At 36.6% G+C, this 17331-nt stretch carries 18 protein-coding genes and 1 pseudogene; 10 read left to right on the top strand and 9 right to left on the bottom strand.

All coding sequences use genetic code 11. The features are described from left to right. Window positions 1–93 precede the first annotated feature (93 nt). Together EAH81_RS21715 and EAH81_RS21710 are read left to right on the top strand one after the other, a co-directional pair. Entirely contained in the window at window positions 94–1284 is a 1191-nt protein-coding gene (locus EAH81_RS21715) for a PAS domain-containing sensor histidine kinase (protein WP_241676617.1), read from the top strand. Next, the gene (locus tag EAH81_RS21710; RefSeq protein WP_140511108.1) at window positions 1281–2333 is read left to right on the top strand and encodes a response regulator; all 1053 of its coding nucleotides are present in this window, start codon (window positions 1281–1283) and stop codon (window positions 2331–2333) included. Before EAH81_RS21715 ends, EAH81_RS21710 begins: the two co-directional genes overlap by 4 nt. A gap of 287 nt (window positions 2334–2620) precedes the next feature. Here EAH81_RS21710 and EAH81_RS21705 read toward each other — a convergent pair whose 3' ends face one another. From EAH81_RS21705 to EAH81_RS21690, 4 genes are all read right to left on the bottom strand, one after another. After that, entirely contained in the window at window positions 2621–3781 is a 1161-nt protein-coding gene (locus EAH81_RS21705; protein ID WP_140511107.1) for a glycoside hydrolase 100 family protein, read from the bottom strand. A gap of 12 nt (window positions 3782–3793) precedes the next feature. Next, the gene (locus tag EAH81_RS21700; RefSeq protein ID WP_140511106.1) at window positions 3794–4936 is read right to left on the bottom strand and encodes a glycosyltransferase family 4 protein; all 1143 of its coding nucleotides are present in this window, start codon (window positions 4934–4936) and stop codon (window positions 3794–3796) included. Beyond that, complete coding sequence (locus EAH81_RS21695; protein WP_206669100.1) at window positions 4933–5574, bottom strand: PIG-L deacetylase family protein; 642 nt, start codon at window positions 5572–5574, stop codon at window positions 4933–4935. Before EAH81_RS21695 ends, EAH81_RS21700 begins: the two co-directional genes overlap by 4 nt. Window positions 5575–5706: 132 nt before the next feature. After that, complete coding sequence (locus tag EAH81_RS21690; RefSeq protein WP_140511105.1) at window positions 5707–6402, bottom strand: Crp/Fnr family transcriptional regulator; 696 nt, start codon at window positions 6400–6402, stop codon at window positions 5707–5709. Window positions 6403–6563: 161 nt separating this feature from the next. On the opposite strand from EAH81_RS21690, the gene icd reads away from it, so the two are divergent. From icd to EAH81_RS21665, 5 genes are all read left to right on the top strand, one after another. Next, a complete protein-coding gene (gene icd, locus EAH81_RS21685) occupies window positions 6564–7796 on the top strand; it encodes an NADP-dependent isocitrate dehydrogenase (RefSeq protein WP_410501117.1) in 1233 nt (410 codons plus the stop codon). Window positions 7797–7873: 77 nt separating this feature from the next. Beyond that, the gene (locus EAH81_RS21680) at window positions 7874–8260 is read left to right on the top strand and encodes a DUF983 domain-containing protein (protein WP_140511103.1); all 387 of its coding nucleotides are present in this window, start codon (window positions 7874–7876) and stop codon (window positions 8258–8260) included. 209 nt (window positions 8261–8469) lie between these two features. Beyond that, entirely contained in the window at window positions 8470–8826 is a 357-nt protein-coding gene (locus tag EAH81_RS21675) for a BON domain-containing protein (protein WP_140511102.1), read from the top strand. A 431-nt stretch (window positions 8827–9257) separates the two neighbouring features. Further along, window positions 9258–9725 (top strand): transcriptional regulator, encoded by a 468-nt coding sequence (locus EAH81_RS21670; RefSeq protein ID WP_140511101.1) that lies wholly within the window; start codon window positions 9258–9260, stop codon window positions 9723–9725. A 1-nt stretch (window position 9726) separates the two neighbouring features. Continuing rightward, entirely contained in the window at window positions 9727–10377 is a 651-nt protein-coding gene (locus tag EAH81_RS21665) for a nucleotidyl transferase AbiEii/AbiGii toxin family protein (protein WP_140511100.1), read from the top strand. A gap of 68 nt (window positions 10378–10445) precedes the next feature. Here the strand turns inward: EAH81_RS21665 and EAH81_RS28150 are convergent. Continuing rightward, window positions 10446–10613, bottom strand: a pseudogene (locus tag EAH81_RS28150) (transposase); the annotation flags it as partial. 726 nt (window positions 10614–11339) lie between these two features. Here EAH81_RS28150 and EAH81_RS21655 point away from each other — a divergent pair. Together EAH81_RS21655 and EAH81_RS21650 are read left to right on the top strand one after the other, a co-directional pair. Then, window positions 11340–12500 (top strand): alpha/beta hydrolase-fold protein, encoded by a 1161-nt coding sequence (locus EAH81_RS21655; RefSeq protein WP_140511098.1) that lies wholly within the window; start codon window positions 11340–11342, stop codon window positions 12498–12500. A gap of 644 nt (window positions 12501–13144) precedes the next feature. After that, window positions 13145–13375, top strand: coding sequence for a hypothetical protein (locus tag EAH81_RS21650; RefSeq protein WP_140511097.1), 231 nt, complete (start codon window positions 13145–13147; stop codon window positions 13373–13375). A 110-nt stretch (window positions 13376–13485) separates the two neighbouring features. Here EAH81_RS21650 and EAH81_RS21645 read toward each other — a convergent pair whose 3' ends face one another. The 4 genes from EAH81_RS21645 to EAH81_RS21635 all read right to left on the bottom strand — a co-directional run bounded on the left by EAH81_RS21645 (window position 13486) and on the right by EAH81_RS21635 (window position 16729). Then, window positions 13486–13830 carry a hypothetical protein gene (locus tag EAH81_RS21645; RefSeq protein WP_140511096.1) on the bottom strand — a complete coding sequence of 115 codons (345 nt, stop codon included), beginning with the start codon at window positions 13828–13830 and terminating at the stop codon, window positions 13486–13488. 167 nt (window positions 13831–13997) lie between these two features. Continuing rightward, window positions 13998–14486: an aminotransferase class I/II-fold pyridoxal phosphate-dependent enzyme gene (locus tag EAH81_RS21640; protein WP_140511095.1), complete on the bottom strand. Its 489-nt coding sequence runs from the start codon at window positions 14484–14486 to the stop codon at window positions 13998–14000. Between the two features lie 363 nt (window positions 14487–14849). Then, complete coding sequence (locus EAH81_RS27535; protein ID WP_161595840.1) at window positions 14850–15014, bottom strand: hypothetical protein; 165 nt, start codon at window positions 15012–15014, stop codon at window positions 14850–14852. 206 nt (window positions 15015–15220) lie between these two features. Further along, entirely contained in the window at window positions 15221–16729 is a 1509-nt protein-coding gene (locus EAH81_RS21635; RefSeq protein ID WP_140511094.1) for an ATP-binding protein, read from the bottom strand. A gap of 326 nt (window positions 16730–17055) precedes the next feature. On the opposite strand from EAH81_RS21635, the gene EAH81_RS21630 reads away from it, so the two are divergent. After that, on the top strand, window positions 17056–17247 hold the full coding sequence (locus EAH81_RS21630) for a cold-shock protein (RefSeq protein ID WP_140511093.1): 192 nt from the start codon (window positions 17056–17058) through the stop codon (window positions 17245–17247). Window positions 17248–17331 lie beyond the last annotated feature (84 nt).

Raw genomic sequence — 17331 nt, 5'->3', positions numbered from 1 at the left:
TGTGTTAATTATACTGTGAAATTCAGGCAGAATGTAACTTCCCATTTTTAAATAGCCGACCTTTATAAGGATCATCATAATTTGATCGATTTGATGATGGACAATGCCGCACTGTTATACGCTCTTGTACAAAATGCTTTGGATGGCATCATTACCATAGACGATATTGGTACTATCGAAACTATTAATCCGGCAGGCTGTATACTTTTTGGTTATCAGCAAGAGGAAGTTATAGGTAAAAACATTTCCATGCTTATGCCATCACCGGATAGGGAAAGGCATAATAACTATTTGAGTAAGTACAAAATAACAAGAAAAGCCAGTATAATTGGTGTAGGTCGTGACCTGATAGGAATGCGTAAAGGCGGTGATCTGTTTCCAATGAAACTTGGGGTTAGTGAGGTAAAATATTCAGGCAGGACTATTTATGCCGGTTTTATTCATGATCTGTCCAAGCAGAAAATAGATGAGGAAAAGTATAAGGATTATGCATCTCATCTGGAAGAACTTGTCGAGGAGCGGACAAAATCGCTCAACGATACTATTTTTGCTTTAGAAAAAGCAAAAGAAAAAGTGAGTATTTCCCTGGAAAAGGAAAAAGAGCTCAGTAAATTAAAAAACCGGTTTTTATCGATGGCTTCCCATGAATTTCGCACGCCGCTCAGTACCGTGCAATTATCAGCCTCACTCATTGAAAAATACGCTATACCTTTTGAAAGTGAACCTATCGGTAAACATATTGCCAAGATTAAAAATTCGGTAAAGAGTCTAACGGCGATACTCAATGACTTTCTGTATGTTGAAAAATTGGAAATAGGCAAGATGAAGCCTGAATTCACTTGTTTTGACCTGGTTAAATTCGGTGAAGAAATAACTGAAGAAATGCAGCTTTTGGCCAAACCCAGCCAAAATATCGTCTTCAAACATATTGGCGTGCCAACGATGATATACCTCGATGCTAATTTGTTAAAGAATTGTGCCATTAATTTAATTGGTAATGCCATAAAGTATTCCGGAGACAGCTGCTGTATTGATTTTACAACAGAAATTAATGATGCAGATTATATTATTTCAGTTCACGATGATGGAATTGGTATTCCTTTGGAAGAACAAAAACATTTGTTTCAGGCTTTTTTCAGGGCACACAACACCGGCAGTATCCCCGGGACCGGGCTTGGTCTGAATATAGTGAGCCGTTACGTTTCACTTATGAAGGGAACAGCAGATTTTAAAAGCAATGAACAAGAAGGAACATTATTCACCCTAACATTTCCCATATCATGAGCAAAGTACTAATTATTGAAGACCATAATGACATTAGGGAAAACATTTCTGAAATCCTTACTTTGGCAGGTTATACCGTTTATCAGGCCAATAATGGTAAAGTAGGCGTTGAATCTGCTGTTATCAACCTGCCCGATATTATTTTATGTGATATTATGATGCCCGAGCTGGACGGTTACGGTGTATTGTATATGCTTAATAAAAATCCAAAAACAAGTACCATTCCCTTTATTTTTATCACTGCAAAATCCGAAAGGCCGGATCTGCGTAAAGCCATGGAGATGGGAGCGGACGATTACCTGACCAAGCCTTTTGATGATATGGAACTTTTACACGCCATTGAAAGCAGGCTCAACAAAAAGAATTCAGAAAGGGATTTTTACAGTCAGTCCCTGGGACAGCTTGGGAGTTTAGTAGGGGACAGGGAAGGTCTTTCTGAGTTGAAAAAGATGATAGACGAGCATATTTACAGGCCCTTTAAGAAAAACCAGATTATTCACTATGAAGGGGATCGCGCTATTGGTCTTTATTTGGTAATCTCAGGTAAGATCAAAACGGTCAAGATGTCTGAAGACGGGCGTGAACTGATGACCGGTATGTATCATGCCAATGATTTTTTAGGGGTAAGTACAATTCTCTCTGATGAAACTTATACCGATACTGCAACAGCACTGGAAGACAGTCAGGTCTGTTTTTTTCCAAAAGAACAGCTCGAAGAATTACTCAAATTATATCCTGATGTAGCGGAAAAATTTATTAAAATCCTCTCGAATGAAATCAGGAACAAAGACACACATTTGCTGCAATTGGCCTATCAGTCGGTCAGAAAGCGTATTGCAGAATCCCTGCTCAGACTCTTTCGTCAGGAAGAAGCCGCAAAAGGGGATAGTATCAATGTAACGAGGGATAATCTGGCGGCGATGTCAGGAACTGCTTCCGAAACCGTGAGCAGGACCTTAACCGAGTTTAGAAATGAAGGATTAATAGAGAAAAAAGGCAGCCAACTGAAAATTCTGGATTACATGAAAATAAGCAAGATGAAAAATTAATGTAAAAGCAAAAATCCCAATGGGCTCTCCATTTGGATTTTTTAAATTGACAGGACATAAAATTTAATTCTCAAAAAGCACTTTGGCCAGTGGATTGTCCCGATTATAAAGGTCATCGTAAAAGAAAAGCTATAAAAGTCATTGAGATGGGTAGGGATAACTGCTTGGCAGCAAAAGCCGTAACAACACTCCTTACCCTGGAACCTAATATTATTGTACAGTCCAGAGCAGCGGTACAAAACTGTCTGTTGTCTTTTTCTTAAAATAATATTTTTTAAGGCTCAAAATCACACCACAAAATAAGGTGTAGTATTGGTCTCTACACAGGTCACTGCATAGAGGTATAGGGAAGCCGACCAGCTCTGCCAGTCCTGGCCCATAGGCTCGCCGTCCTGGGCTTTGTACCATTCATTAAAACCATAATCGAGATCTTTGTTTCTTGATTTTTTAATCAAATCAGTAAGCAGGAATAGTTTTTCCCTTGCCAGTTCAGGTTTTCCCGCCCGAACCAGAGCCGCTATGTGAAGCGCTGAAATGAAAGGCCATATACCTCCATTGTGATAATCCCCGGGAAGATTATACTGCTCATATCTGGGGATCCAGTCGGGATCTTCAGGCAGAATATAAGGGAAGAAATTCGGGGCCAGTTTTAAGGCCAGATCTTTATTCTTTATCATAATCTCACATTGATTTTCTACCCATTTCACAATATGATCTGCTCTCTGCTCAGAAGCGAGACCTGAGAGAACAGCCAGGCTGTTGCCTAAGAGGTCAAATCTTTCACTGTTGTATATTTTGTAGGACCATAAGGCATAATAGGGTTTTTGTTTTATCAGCATCCCTTCATGCAGATGTGTAGGATTTGTGGGGGTGGTAATGGTAAAATGTTCCATTGCGTTTTGCAGTCCGACTGCTCTTTCTGTATGCCCTAGTATCTGAAGGTAACTATAGGTTAAGGTGTTAACATACAGTCCATAGCCCAATACCCATTGCTCGTCGCGCCAGTCACTTGTAGGCTGCTGGGCCACAAGATAATCATCAGAAGGACTCTGGTATTCCATCCAGGTTAATGCTTTTTGGACTGCCTCTTGCAGAAAATCCTTTTCCCCGGTTAATTTTCTGAAAATGCCCACTGCCAGTAAAAATAAGGGTGTGGTATCACTTGCTCCTCTATTGTCAGGGTCATGGACTAATGAAGGAATGTTTCCCCTTAGGGACTGATTTTCAGAAAGCACCTGAAGTGTTTTCTGCATCGCACTTATTAATTCTTCATTTTCGGATACGGCAACACCAAGGATACTGATCATTAAATCGCGCGTATAAGGCTCGGGATATCCCCATGCTGCAGTTCTGGGAAGCCCTTCAAAGGGACCTTTTACATTGTGTAGCAGTACTTGCAGTGCCGCACTTTTTGCTTGTTCTATTTCTGTCCAGTTTCTGTTGTCCATGAGCTGTGGAATTTAATATATTTGGAGTCTTTCATTGATGATTTTTATAAATTTCGCTGCCACAATCCTGTAGTCGAAATTTTCAACTGCACGTTTTCGCCCAGCGGTTCCCATCTGCCCGCGCAGGTCCTTACTGTTCATTAACCTGATAAGAGCATCTTTGATATCCGCTACATTGGCGCGGTAGTCTACTGTTCTTGGTTCATCAAAGACAACACGCCTGTTTTCCTCAAAGCCTGATTCAGAGCCCAGGGTTACTTCATTGACTACTATTTTTTGTCCGATACCCGCCAGGCACGCAGTCTGGTTGTCTATAAGGGTGTCGAGCATTCCCATTGCCTTTATTCCAATTACAGGTTTACCGCAGGCGCCTGCTTCCACCTGAGGCATTCCAAATCCTTCGAGCCTTGATGGGGCTGCATAGATATCGCAGGCATTTAACATATAGGGGATGAAATTTCTGGATATGATACTGGTTTGGAATATCACGTTATTGCTAATCCCGAGCTGTTCGGCAAGCTTTTGATCCAGATTGCTCTGAAGGGCAGTTCTGGGCTGGGGCCAGACCTTGCAGACATATTTCCAGGGTGGCAGCTCTTTCCCCGCTATAGCTAAAGCTTCCATGACCTCGCGGGCACCTTTGGAGGCAGCATCCCCGCCAATGGTCAGCAGAAGCTGCTCCTCAGGGGCTATTGCAAGAGCTTTGCGCGCTGCGAGTACTTTTGGATCATTTTCATCATAAGGCCTAAAGGCATCGGTATCACAGCCTACTGGAAGAACTTCAATGTTATCACTGCTAATGCCGTCCCTTACATACATTTCCTTTACCCAGTTGGAAGTTACCAGTATCAGTGGCAAGCCGTTCAGGACATTTTGGTAATTGGCAATATAGCCGTCGGCCACCAGCCAAGGTACAGCGGTGATACCGAATTTTTGAGGATGCAGCACCAGTTGTGGCGTGTGTCCCCAGTAGCCGGTACCTACCACAACATCAGGTTTAAACCAGTCGTAGTACCATTGTTTTTCAAGTGCTGATTCAACATGAACCGCATGGGCTTCAACGCCATTGGCCAAAAGGCCTTCATAGAGAAGGTGCCCCTGGGTCGCAAGACCTCCGGGTGTGGGTGGATAATCATATAATACAAGTACTTTCATAGTTTTGTTTCTTTAAGCCAGTTACGGGCGTCTTTTTTGCTGGAAACTCTCCAGAATGCTTCTGTCTTTGGAGTTGTTTGTACTTCCCAGCTATCGGGGGCAAAGCCGTATATTCGGGTCATAATTTCATATTTCTTTTGCCAGAGTTCAGCCCGAAGTGTTAATTGAATATCAGCCAGAGGGATGGCCTTGGGATAATACTGTTTATTGTGGTCTTCGTAAGCAAATACGAGAAGCTCACCGGATGAAATTTTTCCGTCATCCCAGAGACTTATTACAGAGCGGCCTGTTTCTTCATGTCTGAGATGTCTTGTATATTCTCCCAGCGGATTATGGGTAAGGATGAGATCATAGTGACCTTCAGGTAATAATTGCAGTACAAGAGGGGCGATTTCTGATTTATCGCGTGGTATCTGGTCAGGTCCGTCGTCCAGATTTCCCATCGTACCTGTGCATTGCAGCACTTCGAGCGCTTTATAAAATTTAGGAGCCCTATCAGGGTCGTGTTTTCTGCAAAGGCATACTATAAAGCACTCCCAATGGGGATTACTGAGCAGCATTCCTCCGGCCCATAGGGTTTCATCATCAGGATGGGCCACAATAAGAGCTACTTTTTTTTTCTTTACTTGCATCTCCATTTAGTGGGCGTTAGGTATCAGAGAGCAAGTTAAGGGGAAGTAAAAAAAACAAAAATGACGAAGATTACCTTTTGGGGTGATCTTCGTCATTTTTTAAAACAGGCGGCCGGTCTATTTTTACAGCGTTAAAAATCAGTCTATTTTGACCTGCAGGAGCTGCTCGAGCTGTAGGCTGTCTTTTATATAAATATTTCTTTTGTCAGTTTCAATGCAGCCTTGTTCCTTGAATTGTTTGAGGCTTCTGCCCAGGCTTTCTTGTGATGTCCCGATAAGGTTCGCCAGATCATCACGTGTCAGGTCGATACCTTTTACTGTTGGGGAGTTTCGATTGAATCTGTTTTCTAAAAGCAGTAAAAACAATGCCAGGCGTGCATTCTGGTTCTTTTGTGCCAGTACAGCAATGATGTTGGCCAGAACACCAAATTCGTGGCCGATGTTTTTAATGAGTTTTTGCTGCAAGGCCGGAATTTCCCTAAGCAGTCTGAGGAAATCTTCCTTAGCTATAAAATTTACTTTTAAATCTTCGAGAGCCTCACAGGAATCCTGATATCGTTCCTGTCCAAGCAGGGCATGATAACCTAATACATCCTGGGGCGTATAAATGTAAAATATTTGTTCATCACCGGTAAAACCGCGTTTGAATTTTTTGGCTTTACCCTGTTTTATCTGATAGATACCAGTAGGGATACCACCTTCATAAAAAAGCATACTGCCTTTTTTTATAGCAAGGGATTCCATAGTGTTTTCAACGGCCTGATTTTCTGACTCCGTTAGGTCTTCAAAGAGCAGGTCACTCTGGAAATCAAATTGGGAAAAGAAATCTCTCATAAAACAAATATAACACTTATTAATTAAATATATAACAAATGTTATATATTTGTAAAAATTAGCTGTACTTCTTACGTTTAATTAAGTAAGTCAATAGCGAAGGTTAAATAACTAAAATAAAGTTGAATCAAGGAAAGTCTGCGTGGAACTTTTTTTCAAAAATTTACAATATGATGAATGAGAATAAAATAAGTATTCAAAACGGAAGGCTCGTTGTGCCTTCCCATCCTATAATTCCTTTTATTGAGGGAGACGGTATAGGGGCGGATATTTGGAAAGCTTCAAGATTGGTTTTCGATGCTGCAGTTCAAAAAGCGTACGGGAGCAGCAGAAAGATCCAGTGGAAGGAAATATATGCCGGTGAAAAAGCTTTTAAAAAAACAGGAAACTGGCTTCCGGACCAGACTGTTAGAGATATTGAGGAATTTCTGGTGGCCATTAAAGGCCCTTTAACTACACCGGTTGGTGGCGGCATGCGATCACTTAATGTTGCCCTGAGACAAAAACTGGATTTATATGCCTGCGTAAGACCGGTAAAATGGTTCAAAGGAGTACCTTCTCCGGTAAAAGCGCCTGAGAAAGTAGATATGATTATTTTTAGGGAAAATACCGAAGATATATACGCTGGTATCGAATGGATGGCAGGAACACCGGAACTGGAAAAGGTGAAGAACTTTCTTATTGATGAGATGGGTGTTAAGAACATTAGGTTTCCCAATACGGTATCCATTGGAATAAAACCCGTATCCAAAGAAGGAAGTGAGCGCCTGATAAGAGCGGCTCTCAAGCATGCCATTGATTTCAGGAAGGATTCTGTGACCATCGTGCATAAAGGAAATATTATGAAATTTACCGAAGGGCAATTTAAAGAATGGGGCTATCAGCTGGCCAGAGAGGAGTTTGGGGCAAAAGAGTACGAGGGAGGCCCGTGGCTTATTATGGAAAAGTATGGACATAAAGTAATTATAAAAGATGTAATAGCCGATGCGTTTTTACAACAAATTATCTTAAGGCCTGAGCAGTATGATGTGATTGCTACGCTGAATCTGAACGGGGATTACATTTCAGATGCCCTGGCTGCCATAGTGGGAGGAATAGGCATAGCGCCCGGAGCCAATATTAATTATACCACAGGGGTATCTATTTTTGAGGCAACACACGGAACAGCCCCTAAGTATAAGGATCTTGATAAGGTAAATCCGTCTTCTGAAATCCTTTCCGGGGTAATGATGCTCGAATATATGGGATGGCAGGATGCTGCAGATCTTATTGTAAAGGGATTAAAAGGAGCTATCGGTAATAAAATCGTTACGTATGATTTTGAGCGTTTGATGCAAGGGGCAACTCTGATCAAATGTTCTGAATTCGGCCAGGCAGTTGTCGATAATATGTAGTATGTTTCATTAGCTGCTTAATCCGGGCAGCGCCGTCTGGGGCTGTCTGGATTAAATTATAAAAATTTACCTGACCGATGAAAGTAACAACAAAACTATACAACATTTTTGCATTAAAATGTCCGCGATGTTACAAAGGTAATTTATTTACCAGGCCGGGACTTTTTGTTTTTAAATCCATTTTAAAAATGCCCGAGAGATGTGAGCACTGCAATCAGGATTTCAGGATTGAACCCGGATTTTATTCCGCTGCGTTATGGATTAGTTATCCCATAGTTTTAATCCTTTTTGTACCCATGATTTTTTTTGGTTTCATTTTAAAAGAGACTTACTCTCTTTCTTTGGAAATGATGCTGGGATTCTTTATCATCATTTGTTTTGGCCTGCAAATACCAATAATGCGTATATCCAGGGCTCTTTTACTTCATTTTACCATCTATTATGTAGCCAGCGGTAACAAATGAGTTTCCCTGATGTCTTTGTCATTATTACAATTTATAGTAACTATTAAAGGGATCTTAGAAAGAAATTATAATTAGGTTTCATTTTATAGATTGCAACTAATTTTTTGATTTTTGGATTTGAAATTTTCTTAAATTAGTTATAATAAGATAAATGCCGGAAATATGTCAATCCCTAAAGAATTGTATAATTTAAAATTTGCTGAATACTATTGAGTCTTCTTTCTAATTATGTATTCTCACACAATGACACATTAATTTTAAACAACAAAGACCGAATAGTAGGTGAAATCAAAGGCATGATTAAAGGTGTGTTAATAGTCCAATCTACACTTCATGATACTATTGAACAAAGGGACGTTGAGCAGGCTCTTGAACGAAACTGGTCAATAAGGAAAGATATAATTGTAAAAGTTGAGGGGGCTACTGTCAGGTTATCAGGCATTGTTTCATCATTATATAAAAAGGAAGAAGCTGGACATATTGCCTCTAAAGCTCCGGGGATAACATTAGTAGACAACAGATTGATTATTCATTTCAATTACAAAAAAAATAACTTAAAAAATTAAATTGATTTGGTATTTTTAATTCCATATTTTAATTTGGAATACAAAACATTTCTATCTTTAATTTCTTGTTTTTTAGGCGGCGCTCTTGCTTTGGTGACTTATCTTTTTAAGAAAATATAACTTGCCAATTATAAAGTACATTTCATAATTATTCTATGTCATTTATTTCAAATTCTTTCTCATGAGGGTATGAATATCTATCTAAATCCTTTTGGTATGCTTTTCTGGTCTTTGCATTCTCTCTGAATATAAAGACTATCATTTCTAAATCATTTATTGAGATATAACGCTGTCTTTTTGTAGAGCAGCATACTAAGACATCTATGTTGTAAGGCCAATGATGAAGGGCTTTTGCAATCTATCTACGAAATAGAATTTAAACTTTGCATTTTTAATGTTTTTGTGTAAACAAAATTGTTTATTTTTGTATTATGAAAACTTCATTTGATATCATAAAAGGAATACATCCTGGATTTGTTCTGGAGCGTGAACTTCAAAAGCGCAGATTAGGAAAAGGGCAGTTTGCGATTGCGGTTGGAGAATTTCCGCAAACCCTCACGGCAATTACTAAAGGTAAGCGTAGAATGAACACATCATTGTCGATGAAAATAGAAAAGATGCTTGCCATGGAGGAAGGTTATTTTATGATATTGCAGGTATATTATGATATCGAGCAGGAGAAAAAGAAAACAAGACAGGATAGCAAAAATGATAAACCGGATGTAAGTCTTCTCAGAAAAATCTTGTTTTGGGATACAGATATCAATAAAATAGACTGGCAAAAACAAAAAAAAGCAGTTGTTAAAAGAATTTTTGAGCGTGGAAATGAAGATGAGAAAAATGAAATCAGGCGTTTTTACGGTTCTCAGACTGTTAATGCGATTCTAAACCAAAATTAATATGCCTTTACATTTTAATACAGTTACCCCGTTGCTTAAAACTATTTTGGAAGACCTTATGCAGGCTCGGGAATTTGAAGCTTTTCGTCTTGTAGGTGGAACTGCACTTAGTCTTTATGATGGGCACAGGATGTCGGTAGATATCGATTTGTTTAGTGATGCTGATTATGGAAGTTTGGATTTCAATACTATGGATAATTATCTTAAGGCCCATTATTTTTATGTGGATAGTATGGATATTTCTCCAGTTGGTATGGGTAAATCATATTATGTCGGCAGGAGTGTTGAGGAAAGCGTTAAACTTGATCTTTACTACACGGATCCATTTATAGATGAGATACAGAAATTCAATGGACTCAGATTGGCGAGTAAAGCAGAAATAACCGCTATGAAGCTCGATGTTATTCAGCGAACCGGTCGGAAAAAAGATTTTTGGGATATTGACATGCTTAAGGAAGATTTTACAATTAATGAGATGTTTGCTCTTCACGAAAAAAGATATCCTTACACGCACGATAGGGAACTTCTTATAGAAAAATTTACTGACTTTTCACAGGCTGATGATGATTTTGAACCCTTGTGTTTAAGGGGAAAACATTGGGAACTTATTAAGCTTAATATGCTTGATTTCATAGAAATGCTCGAGGGTTAGTATTATAATGGTCATAAATAAACGTCGTTTTATTTTTTTCTGAGAAATTTTAATATAGTCTGTTATCCCTAATCTATTGCCAAAAGGATCATTGAATTCAACGCTGATTCCTTATAAAGTTTCTTCCAATGCTGTAGACTATGTTTGCTAATCTCAAGCTCCTGTGCTACACGGAGTACACTTTTGTACTGGTTGCTGATTGTGACCGCACAGATTTTAAATTCCAAGGGCCACCTTTTTCTGGTTTTCTGCGTGTTTTCAAGGTTATATAGTGTTGATTTATTTCAGAATTACTCTTCTTATAAATTATCTAACTCCGACCTTTCTTTAATATTTCTAAAAACCGCCTTAAGTTTTTGTGGCAAAAAAGGTATCCACTCCACCATTTTCTTTCCGGCGAATCGCCCCAGCGGCTTATTATAACTATTATAGCGATGCCTGAAATTTCATTCTTGCAAATGAAATTTCCCGATGCAACATCAGGAAATTAGAATAACGGAAACAGGGTAGTGGGGTTGTGTCTCTGGATCTCCTGTTATAAAGTATTTGTCGGCGTGAGCCTTGTAAAGCAATACTTCACTCTTGTTAAATCATTTTAGCCTTCCTTGTGAAATCCTGACTTTAAAGTAAGCCTGCACAAATAAGAGGAAAAAATGTAAATTCAGATATGAGTTTTAGATTCCAATTAAAATGAAAATAACAACTGTCAACGCACGGTTCTAGCCATTTGCAAATGTAGTGGAATTACCGTTTTTTATCGTATTTTCGCTTAGCCGAAAATACTCGTTCATAACATACAAACCTCTAGAAGCGCGAGAACGTCAGACTGTAAAAAACCTCTTCAAATTTAGAAAGTATTCAGTGAGGTCCAAAGAGAAATCTCAAATAGGGATTCTCATGAGGGTGATTTTAGTTTTTTCACAGACTGACGTTGGCAGGTATTAAAAGAAAAAGAATCGAATATGAAGCAAATAATTTTATTATTAGTATTATCAATTACAAAAATTTGTTTTGGTCAAACAATTGATACTTTATCAATACAATCTAAAGTTTTTGACGAAAAAAGAAAATTATATATTTATTTACCCGAACAATATTCAACTCAACCTGAAAAGAAATATGAAGTAGTTTATGTATTCGATTCGCAAGCGAGACAATATTTTGATTTAGTTCATTCTACTATACAATTTGTAAATAATGGAATTCCTGTAATTGTAATTGGAATTGTATCTAATTTTTCAGAAGAGAAAAAGCAGAATAGAAATTCTGATTTTTTACCAAAACCAATTAATGAAGAAACCTCAAAAAAATATGGTGGATATTTAGGAAATGCAGACAAATTTTTGGATTTTTTTCAAAATGAAGTTGTGAAATTTATTGACAATAAATACAGGACTTTCCCTTATCGAGTTGGAATTGCACATTCAAATGGAGCTAGTTTTCTATCACATTGTTTTTTGAAAAGTCCAGAAATCTTCAATTCTTATCTTTTAATATCACCAAACTATGAATATGATAAAGAGCAATTTGTTGAAGAATTTCAAAAATTCAATCCTGAATTATTGAAAGAGAATAAATTTGTGTTTATGTGTAATTCAAATGAAGATGAAAATTGGGCAAAAGCAAGAAATAAAATCATTCCATTATTTGAAAACAATAATTTCAGTAAAAAAATAAAATTCATCAATAGAGATTACTCACAAACAGAAAATCATAGAACAGTTTTCCCGATTGGAGCATTTTACGGTTTAAAAGAATTTTTTAATTATAAATATCTAACAGCGGAAAATATAATTAGCTATAATGACGAATTAGAAACTAAGAAATTATTAAAACTAGATTCTGATTATATAAATCAATTAGCATATACTTGCTTTTGGAATGAAAAACCAAATGAAGCAATCAAAATTATTCAATGGGCAATTTTAAAATTTCCAAATGAACCTAATCTTTTCGATAGTCAAGGAGAATTTCTTGAAAAGATAAGTGACATCAAAGGAGCAAAAAAATCATATGAAAATGCATTAAAAGTGCTAGAAATTCAAAAATTAAAATTGGACAAAAAAACATATGAAGAAAAGTATAGTTATTATAAAGGAAACTTTGATAGACTGAAAAATTAACACCTGCCAGCACTTGCTAGAATTGATTTGGGCAATTGGCTTAATGAAAAAATGGTTTTGTATTTGCCAAAATTAAAGCAAGATGCAGATTAGTTCTTTTTATCTTAGTTTAAAATTTCTTTATGAATACATCTTTTAATATTCTTGTTGAGATACTTAAAATCCCCACACAAAATTATAATAAGAGTTATACTTTAGTTGAATTGACGAATGCTGTTACACCTTGCTTTTATTTGTCAGATGAAAGAAGAAACCAAGCAAGGGTATTAAAAACATTGATATTGCTTAATGATATAAACTAGGTGGTTCTAGATTCAAATACTGACGAAAGTTCCTTTAATATAAAACAGTATAAACTAACCTTAAAAGCCAATAATTTTTTCTATATATTTGATGGTGTGTTGTTTATATTTACAAAAAAGATGAATCATTCTAGTTTATAAGCCATCTACAAAAACAAACACATCTTTAAAAAAGAACCAGACAACCAACTTCCAGTTTTTTTTGGTTTTTAAAGGGTAAATATTACTATTTGCCCTTTTTCTTTTAGTATATCCAAAATATATATATAATGAAAATACAATACGCCAGGATATAAGTGAAAACAGGGAATTTCCTATGTCCGATACGTTTCAGTTAACGGAATGTACATAAAAGTAAGCTCAACGTTTAATTATTTTAATGGCAAATATCACTTGTTGCGAATTTATAAGGATGCCCGAACAAATGAAGTTTATTTGTTGGCAAATAATAGTGAATCCGCAGGCGTTTATGTTCCTTTTGATTTTACCACATTAAAAACGGTTGATGGAGGATTTTATATTTCGTGTCCTGTATTCAATTTGAAAGTAGAGATCAGAAATAAATTTTTCTAGTTTTTTATTAACAGCCCGATGTAGTTGCATTAAAAAAGACTCAATTGGAATAGCTTTTGAGTCTCGTCATCAAAATAAAAACTCGCATTTGATTTTTTCAGCACAACTTTTTAAGATTCAAATTTTGACTCGATAGTTTCAAATTTTATGTCAGTCTTTTTTAAGTAATTTATAAATTCTTCCAAGTTTGTCTTTTCATTTAATACAATTTCCATTTCTCCAACACTGAAGAAATTTGATTTTTCACTTTCATATGAAAAGTCAAATTGAATTCCCACAACCACTTCATTAGCTACTATGATCTCAAAGAAAAAATCGTGGATATAATAGTCCAATGTGCCAGGTATGTCACCATCTTCTTCTGTTATGATTTCTAAATACTGAGATTCATTTATGCTTTCGCCAATTTTTATGTCGAAAATTTTTCTTTCTAGAATTAGTTCAGATAAGTTCATTCTTGTATAGTTGTCTGGCAAATCACCGCTAACGTTCGTTCCGCGGCTTCACGCAGTTGCGGCAACTTACCGCTTTGTTGTAAAGATATGTAAATTTCCGGCTGAGTATTTTCCGGCTAAGGAAAATAAAAACAGCCATTGCGCAACCCGCTGTTGGTGGCAGTTTTTTATTGTATTGCTTTAATAAATTTTTTCATTTCGCCCATTTTGCCCACTGTAATCCTTGTCCATTTACCTTGCTCTTCATATATTCTTCCCCCTTGAATATTATTGTTTTGTAATTGCTTGAAATAGTCCTTGTTGTATTTTGCAAGTGAAAAACAGATAAAATTTGTATTAGAAGAAATGCACTCACAATTTAATTTTTTGAGTTCGCTGATAGTATATTGTCTTACATTTTCATTTAGCAAGTAGCAATTTGAAACAAATTTATCATCTTTCAACGAAGCTATAGCAGCAAGTTTTGATAATACACTAACGCTATTATTAGTATTGGATTGCAAATTTGCCAAATTATCAATTATTGTTTTGTTCGCAATTGCATACCCAATCCGTGCTCCAGCCAAACCATATATTTTGGAAAATGTTTTGGCAATAATAATATTTTTGTGGTCATTTACGATATTGCTAAGGGATTGCTGTTTAGTAAAGTCCAAATATGCCTCAACAAAACGAGTTAGTTTTTAATAAAATTATCTAATAATCTGGAGATTGTTCAAATCAAAATTTGGTAAGTATATAAGAGTTTTTAAACGGCTTTAATATAATCAGAAAATTTTTGTGTTATGCATTTACTAGCTATGAGGAGAGCAGGATTCAAACTTAATCGTCTAAACCCTTGCCTATACTGCATTTGTTATTTTTTTAATCATTGATTTGGTATTTTTAATTCCATATTTTAATTTGGAATACAAACATTTCTATCTTTAATTTCTTGTTTTTTTTAGGCGGCGCTCTTGCTTTGGTGACTTATCTTTTTAAGAAAATATAACTTGCCAATTATAAAGTACATTTCATAATTATTCTATGTCATTTATTTCAAATTCTTTCTGATGAGGGTCTGAATATCTATCTAAATCCTTTTGGTATGCTTTTCTGGTCTTTGCATTCTCTCTGAATATAAAGACTATCATTACTAATATTACAATCCCTGTAATGGATAAAGCGATCCAGATTTCTTGCATGATTTTATTTTTTTAAGTATGTTTTTTTTATGTGATATTTATTGTGACAGAAATTTGTTCGATATTTATTAATTGTAGTAAATTGGATTAACTTTTGAATTTAAGAGCGCTTTTAGCAAATTCGTTTAAATTCCATAAGTTTTTATAGAACAAATCGTACAAAGGTTAATGATGAGCGACCTGAAAAGCTTGGTGGGGAATTAGCGTTATATCGTTGCTGTATTTTGTCTTAAAGGCAAGCTAACAATGAATTCTGCTCCATTATCTTTTTCACCCGTGGCAGTAATGTTACCGCCATGTCTTTTGGCTATTTTTCTGCAAAGTGCCAGACCAAGCCCGTTACCTTCGTACTGGTCTTTGGAATGTAGTCTTTCAAAGGCATTAAAGATCTTCTCTGCATGAATAACATCCAGTCCAATCCCATTGTCCTTAATTGTTATTTGAACAAGGTCAATGCCCTGATTATTTACCCCAGCAAATGATATAATAACCCTCGGGGGCTCGTCTGCTTTTGAGAATTTTAAGGCATTATGGATCAGGTTGTAGAAAAGCTGCTGGATCAGTATAGGCGCCCCTTCTATATCGGGAAGCTGGCTTGTGATCAGTATAGCCCCCTTTTCCTTTATGATGAGTTCTAGATCTGTTTTGATACTTTCCACTACTTCATCAAGATTTATCTTTTCAATAGGCTGTGTTTTTTTATCCAGGGTGGAGTACGCGAGAATTCCCTCTATGATGTTCTGCATTCTTTGCGCGGACTGTTCGATCTTTTGGATGAATTTTTTAGAGTTTTCATTAAAACCAGTTTTATATTCATTTATTAAAAGACTATTGAAAGTTTTGATTTTTCTAATAGGTTCTTTCAGGTCATGGCTGACAACATTAGCAAAATGCAACAGATCATCATTGGATCTGCGAAGCTCCTGTGTACTTTCGGCGACCTGTTTTTTTAATTCCTCTTCAAATTGTTTCTGCTCGTGAATATCCTCTATGATTCCAATAATAGTCATGGGATTTCCTTTTTCATCCTTAACAATCTTTCCGTTTATCTTCACCCATTTAATTGATCCGTCATCGTTTATAATTCGGGCCTGATATGACATTTTTCCGGTAAGTAGGGATTCCTGATATGCTTTCTCGCGCAGGGCCTGATCCTCGGGATGGAGTTTGGCTATCAGCCCTTCATCGGCAATTTCCCTGTCGATGGACCAGATCGCATTGAAATTTCCTGAAGTCTTGATTTTCTTTGTGGCAAGATCTATTTCATAGGTACCCATTCCCGAGGATTCAATAGCCATTCTAAGCCTTTCTTCGGCACTTCGGGTCTGTTGTTTTGCCAGATGCAGGTCAGTGACGTCAGAGCCTGTATTCATAACCGCATAGATTTTTCCCTGCTGATCAAAAAGAGGGATAAAGCTATAATTATAATAGTAGGTTCTTAAAACCCCGTCAATCATTAAATCGACCTGTTTGTCTTTTGCGTGGAAAGCAGTTCCGGATTTAAGTACGCCTAATGCCTGCTGAAAAAACGGCTGGTTTTGAATTTCAGGCAGGACATCCAGATAGTTTTTTCCAATTACCTGACTGCCTTTGCCCCAGGCCTGTACCATAGCGGGGTTGGCTAATTCTATTTTTAATTCCTCTCCGGTGTAAACAGCGGTAGGCAAAGGGGTATTATCCACAATGTCCTTCAAAAGCAATAGATTATCATACATTAGTGGCGGGTTTTATTTTAGCGAATGTATTATAGAATCTAACTTTTTCAGTTACAATATTTTAACTGAATATTTCATTATTCTAATATAGAATTTTTATTGTCCTTGGTGTATAATTAAAATTTAGTAAGAATGATTTATTTATTTATTGTAATAATTATGCCTCGATTTCAAACAAGTCCTTGTTGCATCATAGAATGAGCAGGATAGATTAATAAAGTAAACCCCGGCGCACAGTCCTATCAAATATAAAAAAAATAAAAAACTCAAATTCAGTCAGTTCTAATTTAATAAAGCTACCTTTGTGCCATTAAATATATTATAAAATGCAAGAAGGTACAGTAAAATTTTTCAATGAAGAAAAAGGATTCGGATTCATAACTCCTAATAACGGAGGAGCCGAAGTTTTTGTTCATGCTTCAGGTCTATCAGAAAACATTCGTGAAAACGATGAAGTACGTTATGACGTGGAAGAAGGCCGTAAAGGTCCAAACGCAGTAAACGTAGTCGTAGCATAACCATACTATCACAGTTAGCTTATAAAGGCACCTCTAATAAGGTGCCTTTATTATTTGTATTGGGTACATTATTTCCAGGGAATA

This window comes from Flavobacterium pectinovorum (assembly GCF_006438875.1).
GTDB classification, from domain to species: Bacteria; Bacteroidota; Bacteroidia; order Flavobacteriales; family Flavobacteriaceae; genus Flavobacterium; species Flavobacterium pectinovorum_A.
Note: the sequence above shows the minus strand (reverse complement) of the source record. Positions and strands in the feature narration are given on the sequence as shown.